Origin of the sequence: Flavobacterium sp. TSSA_36 (genome assembly GCF_051547165.1) — a bacterium.
Lineage (GTDB): Bacteria > Bacteroidota > Bacteroidia > Flavobacteriales > Flavobacteriaceae > Flavobacterium.
Genome location: NZ_JBPTTP010000029.1, coordinates 1 through 535, shown reverse-complemented (window position 1 = coordinate 535; position 535 = coordinate 1). Strand labels below are relative to the sequence as shown.

Annotated in this window: 1 protein-coding gene; it reads left to right on the top strand. The window is 38.1% G+C overall.

What is annotated here, in order from left to right; all coding sequences use genetic code 11:
• On the top strand, positions 1 to 535 hold a 535-nt coding region (locus tag ACSVH7_RS15120), incomplete at both ends, for a SprB repeat-containing protein (RefSeq protein ID WP_438067517.1).

Genomic DNA, 535 nt, shown 5'->3' with positions numbered 1-535 from the left:
CATTGGACAACCTGCTGCGGCTTTAAGCGCAACTGCTGTTGTTGTTAATAATAACAATTGTTTGGGATGTAGTAACGGTTCAATTAAATTAACTGTTTCAGGAGGAACTTCACCTTACACCTACTTATGGTCAAATAATGCAATTACAAAAGACATTTCGAACTTATCAAATGGAACTTACAGTGTTGTAATTACCGATTTTAATGGTTGTAAAGTCAATTACACCTACACAATATCTGAATCAAGCATCGACATCACCAAAGATGGTACTTATGTAGACAGCAACAATGATGGTAAAACCAATTTGGGAGATCTAGTGCGTTATGCTTTTGTAATTAAAAATACAGGTAACGTAACTTTGACTAATGTAACAGTAACTGACAATAATGCTACGGTAACTGGAGGTCCTATTGCGACATTGGCCGTGGGTGCAACAGACAATACAACCTTTACAGCTACGCATACCATCACTCAAGAGGATATCAATGCTGGAGTGGTGTACAACTTGGCTACTGCAACTGCCAAAGATCCAGAA